5 protein-coding genes and 2 tRNA genes are annotated in these 7820 nt (G+C 73.6%); 2 read left to right on the top strand and 5 right to left on the bottom strand.

The window, feature by feature from the left end; genetic code table 11:
- Position 1: 1 nt before the first annotated feature.
- From K353_RS33385 to K353_RS33365, 5 genes are all read right to left on the bottom strand, one after another.
- Positions 2-74, bottom strand: a tRNA-Glu gene (locus tag K353_RS33385).
- Positions 75-94: 20 nt separating this feature from the next.
- Positions 95-166, bottom strand: a tRNA-Gln gene (locus K353_RS33380).
- Between the two features lie 221 nt (positions 167-387).
- Complete coding sequence (gene gltX / locus K353_RS33375) at positions 388-1932, bottom strand: glutamate--tRNA ligase (protein ID WP_370447699.1); 1545 nt, start codon at positions 1930-1932, stop codon at positions 388-390.
- The gene (locus K353_RS33370) at positions 1929-2726 is read right to left on the bottom strand and encodes a fumarylacetoacetate hydrolase family protein (RefSeq protein WP_111557224.1); all 798 of its coding nucleotides are present in this window, start codon (positions 2724-2726) and stop codon (positions 1929-1931) included. The genes gltX and K353_RS33370 overlap by 4 nt, the downstream gene beginning before the upstream one ends.
- A 139-nt stretch (positions 2727-2865) precedes the next feature.
- Entirely contained in the window at positions 2866-3057 is a 192-nt protein-coding gene (locus tag K353_RS33365) for a hypothetical protein (RefSeq protein WP_111557223.1), read from the bottom strand.
- 533 nt (positions 3058-3590) lie between these two features.
- Here K353_RS33365 and K353_RS33360 point away from each other — a divergent pair.
- Together K353_RS33360 and K353_RS33355 are read left to right on the top strand one after the other, a co-directional pair.
- Positions 3591-7487 (top strand): nitrate- and nitrite sensing domain-containing protein, encoded by a 3897-nt coding sequence (locus K353_RS33360; RefSeq protein WP_233533998.1) that lies wholly within the window; start codon positions 3591-3593, stop codon positions 7485-7487.
- Positions 7488-7497: 10 nt separating this feature from the next.
- On the top strand, positions 7498-7820 hold a 323-nt coding region (locus K353_RS33355; RefSeq protein ID WP_111557226.1), incomplete at its 3' end, for a roadblock/LC7 domain-containing protein.

Genomic DNA, 7820 nt, shown 5'->3' with positions numbered 1-7820 from the left:
GTACCCCCGACCGGATTCGAACCGGCGCTACCGCCTTGAGAGGGCGGCGTGCTAGGCCACTACACAACGGGGGCTTACCTGCAGTGATACTGCGCTGGGGTACCAGGACTCGAACCTAGACTAACTGAACCAGAATCAGTCGTGCTGCCAATTACACCATACCCCACCAGAGTTCAACCCCTCTGCGGGGTCTTCCTCGGTGTCCTGCGCCTCCCTGCCCGGGCGGCGCAGAAAGAACATTACCCGACGCCCCGCCCCGCTCCAAAATCGATAACCGCAGGCAGCGCGCCGGACACCTGCGGGCCAGGTCAGCGACACGGCCCGCAGGTGCCCCGCGGGTGTCCGGCGGTCGGCCCGGGGAGGGCCGGTTCCGGCTCGGGGGCCGGCTCAGGAGGCCGGCAGGAGCTCCAGGGCGGAGAGCAGCCGGCGCAGCGTCTCCTCGCGGCCGAGCAGTTCCATCGACTCGAACAGCGGCGGGGAGACCCGGCGCCCGGTCACCGCCACCCGCAGCGGGGTGAAGGCGAACTTCGGCTTGATGCCCAGGCCGTCGACCAGGGCGGCGCGCAGCGCGGCCTGGATCGGCTCGGGGGTGAAGTCGGGCAGCGCGGTGAGCGCCTCGACCGCGGCCTCCAGCACCGGGCGGGCGTCGGCGGTGAGGACCTTGGCGGCGTCCTCGGGGTCGACGGCGAAGTCCGCGGGGGCGACGAACAGGAAGCCGGCCATGGTGACGATCTCGGAGAGGACCACCATCCGCTCCTGGGTGAGCGGGGCGACCTTCGCCAGCAGGTCGAGCTGCTCGGCGGTGGGCTCGGCCGGGAGCAGGCCGGGGGCCTGGAGGTAGGGCACCAGGCGCTTGACGAACTCCTCGGGGGCGAGGCGGCGGACGTGCTCGGCGTTGATGTGCTCGGCCTTCTTGAGGTCGAAGCGGGCCGGGTTGCCGTTGACGTCGGCGAGGTCGAAGGCGGCGACCATCTCGTCGGTGTCGAAGATGTCGCGGTCCTCGGCGAGCGACCAGCCCAGCAGGGCCAGGTAGTTGAGCAGGCCCTCGGGGAGGAAGCCGCGCTCGCGGTAGAGGTTGAGCGAGGCCTGCGGGTCGCGCTTGGAGAGCTTCTTGTTGCCCTCGCCCATCACGTACGGCAGGTGGCCGAAGCGCGGGGTGGTGCCGTTGCCGACGCCGATGTCGGCCAGGGCGGCGTACAGGGCGATCTGACGGGGCGTCGAGGAGAGCAGGTCCTCGCCGCGCAGGACGTGGGTGATCTCCATCAGGGCGTCGTCGACCGGGTTGACCAGGGTGTACAGCGGGGCGCCGTTGGCCCGGACGATGCCGTAGTCGGGGACGTCCTTCGGGTCGAAGGAGATCGGGCCGCGGACCAGGTCGTCGAAGGCGAGGGTGGTGTCGGGCATCCGGAAGCGGAGGATCGGCTGCCGGCCCTCCTGCTCGTACACGGCGACCTGGTCGGCGGTCAGGTCGCGGCAGTGGCCGTCGTAGCCGGAGGGCCGGCCGGCGGCGCGGGCGGCCTCGCGGCGGGCGTCGAGCTCCTCGGTGGTGCAGTAGCAGGGGTAGGCGTGGCCGGCCGCGCGCAGCCGCTCGGCGACGTCGGCGTAGACGTCCATCCGCTGCGACTGGCGGTAGGGGGCGTGCGGGCCGCCGACCTCGGGGCCCTCGTTCCAGTCGAAGCCGAGCCAGCGCATCGCGTCGAGCAGCTGCCGGTACGACTCCTCGGAGTCGCGGGCCGCGTCGGTGTCCTCGATCCGGAACACCAGGGTGCCGCCGTTGTGCCGGGCGTAGGCCCAGTTGAACAGGGCGGTGCGGACCAGTCCGACGTGCGGGTTGCCGGTCGGGGAGGGGCAGAAGCGGACCCGCACGTCGGGGTTCTTCCCCGCGGCGGAGCCGCTGTTGTCTGCACTAGTCACGCTCGCTGCTTCCTTCATCGCTTGACGACCTTGTTGGAGAGGGTGCCGATGCCTTCGACGGAGACGGCGACCTCGTCGCCGATGTTCAGGGGGCCGACGCCGGCGGGGGTGCCGGTGAGGATGACGTCGCCCGGGAGCAGGGTCATCGCCTCGGAGACGTGCACGATCAGCTCGGCGACCGAGCGGACCATCTGGGAGGTCCGGCCGGCCTGGCGGAGCTCGCCGTTGACGGTGCAGGTGACGGCCAGGTCGGCGGGGTCGAGGTCGGTCTCGATCCACGGGCCGAGCGGGCAGGAGGTGTCGAAGCCCTTGGCGCGGGCCCACTGGCCCTCGCGCTGCTGCACGTCGCGGGCGGTGACGTCGTTGGCGCAGGTGTAGCCGAAGACCACCTCGGGGACGCGCTCCAGCGGCACCTCCCGGCACATCCGGCCGATCACCACGGCGAGTTCGGCCTCGTACTGGACGTCCGCGGAGAACGGCGGGTAGGCGATCGACTCGGTGGGGCCGATGACGGCGGTGGAGGGCTTAAAGAACGTCAGCGGGACGGCGGGGACCTCGTTGCCCAGCTCGGCGGCGTGCGCGGCGTAGTTGCGGCCGACCGCGACGATCTTGCTGGGGAGCATCGGGGCCAGCAGCCGGACGTCCTGCAGGCGGTGGGTCTCGCCGGTCGGCTGCGGGGTGCCGAAGGGGTGGCCGGCCAGGGTGTGCACCACCAGCGAGTCGGGTTGCGCGGCGTCCCCCTCGATGATGCCGAAGGAGACCGAGCCCGCCGCGGGGCTCCCTTCACGGACGGAGAACCTGGCGATACGCACAGCCCTGCAACCTCTCGGTTCGTCGGCCGCCCGGACGCTCCCGGACGGTGGCCGGGCCCGCAGTACCGGGCCCGGCTCGTGCCACCAGGTTATCGGCGCGGCGACCGCGCCCGCCGCAGGCGGGGGGCCGGGGCGGCGGTCAGCGGACGGTGCGGCGCGGGTTGGCCGTGCTGGCCGGGAGGGTGGCGGCGTAGGCGCGCGGGGTGCGGGGGGCGGCGGAGCCGGGCAGCTCGGAGAAGTCCGCGACGGAGGCCAGGGTGGTGCGGCGCGGGTTGGCCGTGGAGCCGGTGCTCGGGGTGGCGCCGGTGGCCTGCTCGGTCGTGTCGGACATGTGCGTCAGCACCCCTGTTTCGCTCGAACGGATTTTTGCGCTTTTGCGCGGGCCCGCAACTGGGCAGGCTCAGATCAACCCTGCCAGGTTAGGGAGCCCATTCCACAGCGGCCGTGACCGAAGCTACACATTCGACTGTGATTTTGCTCACAATTGTCGGACCAAAGGGGGCGGAGGTGACGATTCCGGACCAATGCCGGAATGCGCCATTGGGGATATCCCGGACATTCCGCGCACAAGTCGATCTTGACGTTCATTGACCCGCTCGCGTCAAGTGTCCGAAAAGGACCGTATTCCCCGGCCGATGCACCACGGAACGTGAGACGCCGCGCGCGGAGGGTGGCCCAGGACACCGTGTCGTAACGGCCCTTGTTGGACTTCCCCCGCTGTGCTGGAATGCCACGGAAAAACTCGACACCGCCCTATCTCCGCACCGGCGGGGAAGGGCGCCCGGTCCAGAGGTTGCGACGCCAGTGCAGGGACGTTTCAAGAGGGGCAGCGGCGCCGCGGGTGACCCGGAGTCGCGGGAGCCCGTGGCCGGCCCCCACCAGGCCGCACCGGCGACGACGGGGCAGGGCGAGCGGCCCTTCGGCGCCCCCGCCGAACCCGCCGCCGACACCGGTGCGCCGGGCGCGAACAGCGCGCCGCACGAACAGGGCGGCGACACGCCTGCCGACAGCAGGAGCCGCCGCGCCAGGCTCCGCGGCACGCTGAACCGCCGCCGGGCCACCGGCCTGAGCCGCTTCGCCATGCGCAACTGGCGGATCCGCACCCGCCTGATCGCGCTGCTCTTCCTGCCCGTGATCGTGGCGCTGGTCTTCGGCGGCCTGCGCGTGCAGAGCTCGATGGAGAACTCCCGCGAGCTCTCCCAGATGAGCGACCTGGCCGAGCTGGCCCGGACCGCGACCGACCTCGCCGACGCCCTGCAGACCGAGCGCGACATCGCGGCCGGCCCGGTGGCGCACGGCGGCGACGCGGACACCGACAAGGACATCCAGCAGGCGTACGCCGACAGCACCGCGCTCTCGAAGAAGTTCAACGCGGCCGCCGACAAGTTCGACAACCTCGACCTGGCCGGCTCCAAGACCCTGCTGCTGCAGGTCCGCAAGGACCTCAACTCGCTCCCCCGGGCCCGCAAGGGCGCGTTCAAGGACGCCAATAACATCCAGGCCACGATCACCAACTACAACGTGATCATCAACGACCTGATCGGCGCCGCCCAGGACATCGCGATCACCTCGAACTCCGCCGAGCTGGTCAAGTCCACCCGCACCCTGTACCAGTTCTCGCTGGCCAAGGAGGCCAGCTCGATGCAGCGCGCGCTGATCTCCGCCGCGCTGGCCCAGGACCCGCCGAACTTCTCCGCCTCCGACGAGACCTTCGGCGTCCGCCTGCGGGCCGCCGAGGACAACGCGATGGAGAACTTCACCGCGCTGTACGGCGAGGGCCCGGCCCGCTCGCTGCGCTCCTCGATGAGCTACAACAAGGTGGTCGCCGAGGCCGACCGGTTCGCCCAGGCGGTCCTCAACCCCAACGGCATCAAGCAGACCGACGGCGTCAGCTACCAGCAGTGGTACGAGGAGTCCACGGCCAAGATCAACGCCGAGCGGACCATCGAGAAGAAGCTGCTGGAGGACCTGAACGGCAAGGCCCAGCAGCTCCAGTCCGACGCCGACACCCAGTCGGTCATCAACGCCTCGCTGGTCGGCCTGGTGCTCATCGTCGCCATCGCCGGCGCCGCCCTGGTGGCCCGCTCGATGGTGCGCTCGCTGACCCGCCTGCAGACCTCCGCCGAGGACGTCGCCGAGCGCCGCCTGCCGGAGCTGGTCAAGACCCTCTCCGAGAGCGACCCGCACGACGTCGACGTCACCGTCGAGCCGGTCGGCGTCGACTCCGCCGACGAGATCGGCCACGTGGCGCACGCCTTCGACATGGTGCACCGCGAGGCGGTCCGACTGGCCGCCGAACAGGCGCTGCTGCGCGGCAACATCAACGCGATGTTCACCAACCTCTCGCGCCGCAGCCAGGGCCTGATCCAGCGCCAGCTGTCGCTGATCTCCGAGCTGGAGAGCCGCGAGGCCGACCCGGACCAGCTGGCCTCGCTGTTCAAGCTCGACCACCTCGCGACCCGCATGCGCCGCAACGGCGAGAACCTCCTCGTCCTCGCGGGCGAGGACCCGGGCCGCCGCTGGACCCGCCCCGTCCCGCTGGTCGACGTGCTGCGCGCCGCGGCCTCCGAGGTGGAGCAGTACGAGCGCGTCGAGCTGGCCTCGGTGCCCACCGCCGAGGTGGCCGGCCGGGTCGTCAACGACCTCGTCCACCTGCTCGCCGAGCTGCTGGAGAACGCCACCTCGTTCTCCTCCCCGCAGACCCGGGTCCGGGTCACCGGCCACGCCCTGCCGGACGGCCGGGTGCTGATCGAGATCCACGACACCGGCATCGGCCTCTCCCCCGACGACCTGGCCGACATCAACGAGCGCCTCGCCAACCCGCCGGTCGTGGACGTCTCCGTCTCCCGCCGGATGGGCCTGTTCGTGGTCGGCCGGCTGTCGCTGCGGCACGGCATCCGGATCCAGCTCCGCCCGTCCGACTCCGGCGGCACCACCGCGCTGGTCATGCTCCCGGTCGACGTCACCAACTCCGCCGAACGGCGCGGCAACCGGCCCGGTGCGGGCGCCGGGGCCGGGCAGGCCGGCGGCAAGCAGCAGCGCGGCCTGGCGCCGACGCCGCGCCAGCAGGGCCGCCCGGCGGGCGACCTGCCCGGCGGGCGCACCCCGCTCGGCCAGTCCGGTCCGCAGGACCCCGCGGGCCGTCCCCAGCTGGGCCAGGGCCCGGCCGGCGGCAGCCCCGACCTGTTCTCCCCCGCCGGTGCGCCCGGCGGCCCGGGTGCGCCGCGGCGCGCGCCGGGCGGGCCCGGTGCGTCCGGCGGCCAGCCGGGCGACGGCGGGTTCGGCCCGGGCGGCGCGTTCGGCACCGGTGCGGCCCAGGGCGGCCGCACCGGCGGACTGCCGACCCGTTCGGTCGGCCAGTCGCTGCGCGACAACCCGGGTCCGGCCGGGCCCGGCCCGTCGGCCCCGGCCGGTCCGGGCGCGGGTGCGCCCGCCGGTGGCGGCCTGCCGCCGCGCCGGGTGCCGGGCGCCTCGGGTGCCCCGGGCGTCCAGGGCGGACCGGGCTTCCCGGGCGGCCCCGGCGGCGGTCTGCCGCCGCGGCGTCCGCAGCCGGGCCGACCGGGCCAGCCGGGTCAGCCGCCGGTGGGCGGTCCGCAGGGCCAGCGCCGTCCGCAGGGCCCGCAGGGTCCGCAGGGCGGCCTGCAGCAGGGCCAGCAGCGTCCGGGCGGCGAGCCGGCCCAGCACCACGGGCGGGCCGAGCAGCCGCAGCGCCGTCCGCTGCCGCAGCAGCAGGCGGCCGCGCCGCTGGAGGCCGCTCCGACCGAGCAGTCCGGCGGGTTCGCCCGGCCGCGGTTCGAGGCGTCCGACATCGACCCGCGCGACCCGCTGGGCCTCGGCCTGGTGGAGCCGGTGCTGCCGGACCCGGTGGGCCAGGGCGTCCCGCCGCGGTCACCGCAGTCCCAGCAGCAGCCGCAGCAGCCGCAGTTCGCGGAGCGTCCGCAGCCGATGGCGCTGCCGACCGCCGGCGACCGGCCGTCCGGGCCGGGGGCGCAGGCCGCTCCGGCACCGGGCCGCGAGCAGCTCCGGCCGCGTCCGTCGTACCAGCCGCAGCGCCCCGGCACCTCCGCGCCGGGCTTCGTCGAGCAGGGGCCGCAGGCCGAGCGGCAGCGTCCGCAGGGCGAGCCGGCCGAGCGGCAGCGTCCGCAGGCGCCGGGCCCGCAGTCCCAGGGCCTGCCGCAGCGTCCGGCCGCGCCGCAGCGCCCGACCGGTCCGCAGGGCCAGGCGTTCCAGGGCGGCCAGCCGTTCCAGGGCGGTCAGCCGGGGCAGGGCGGTCAGCCGGGGCAGGGCCGACCGCAGCAGCAGCGCCCGGCGGCGCCGTTCGGCGCCGCTCCGGCGGGCGGCCCCGCGCCGGAGCCGCAGGGCGACCCGGACGCGCCGTGGCGCTCGTCGGCGAACGACGAGCGCTGGCGCCGGGCCGAGCAGATGCGCGAGCCGCAGACCAACGGCCTGACCACCTCGGGGCTGCCGCGCCGCACCCCGCAGGCCAACCTGGTCTCCGGCAGTGCCGAGGCCAGCCCGCTGACCGGTCCGCAGGTCTCGCGCAGCCCCGAGGAGGTGCGCGGCCGGCTGACCAACCTGCGCCGCGGCATCCAGCAGGGCCGCCAGGCCGGGACGCAGCAGCCGGGCTTCGGCAGTCCCGCGTCGCAGCAGCGGCCGGGCTTCGACTTCGGCGGGACGTCCGAGGGCTACCGGGGAGCCCGTGGCGGGCGGTCCGACGTCGATGGCAACAACGGCTTCGGCCCCGAGCACCAGGAGCGTTGAGTTGATCCAGATGAGCCAGGCCGCACAGAACCTGAACTGGCTGATCACCAATTTCGTGGACAACACCCCCGGGGTGTCCCACACCGTGGTGGTCTCCGCCGACGGTCTGCTGCTGTGCATGTCGGAGGGCTTCCCCCGGGACCGCGCCGACCAGCTGGCCGCCGTCGCCTCCGGACTGACCTCGCTGACCTCCGGCGCCAGCCGCATCTTCGAGGGCGGCGAGGTCAACCAGACCGTCGTGGAGATGGAGCGCGGGTTCCTGTTCCTGATGGCGATCAGCGACGGCTCCTCGCTCGCGGTCCTCGCCTCGCCGGACTCCGACATCGGTCTCGT

The organism is Kitasatospora sp. SolWspMP-SS2h (genome assembly GCF_003259315.1).
Lineage (GTDB): Bacteria > Actinomycetota > Actinomycetes > Streptomycetales > Streptomycetaceae > Kitasatospora > Kitasatospora fiedleri.
This window is presented reverse-complemented; position numbering and strand designations above follow the sequence as displayed.

Coding starts and splice junctions, on each gene's coding strand:
- K353_RS33365 (WP_111557223.1), bottom strand. CDS start 3,057: ATGTCCGACACGACCGAGCAGGCCACCGGCGCCACCCCGAGCACCGGC.
- gltX (WP_370447699.1), bottom strand. CDS start 1,932: ATGAAGGAAGCAGCGAGCGTGACTAGTGCAGACAACAGCGGCTCCGCC.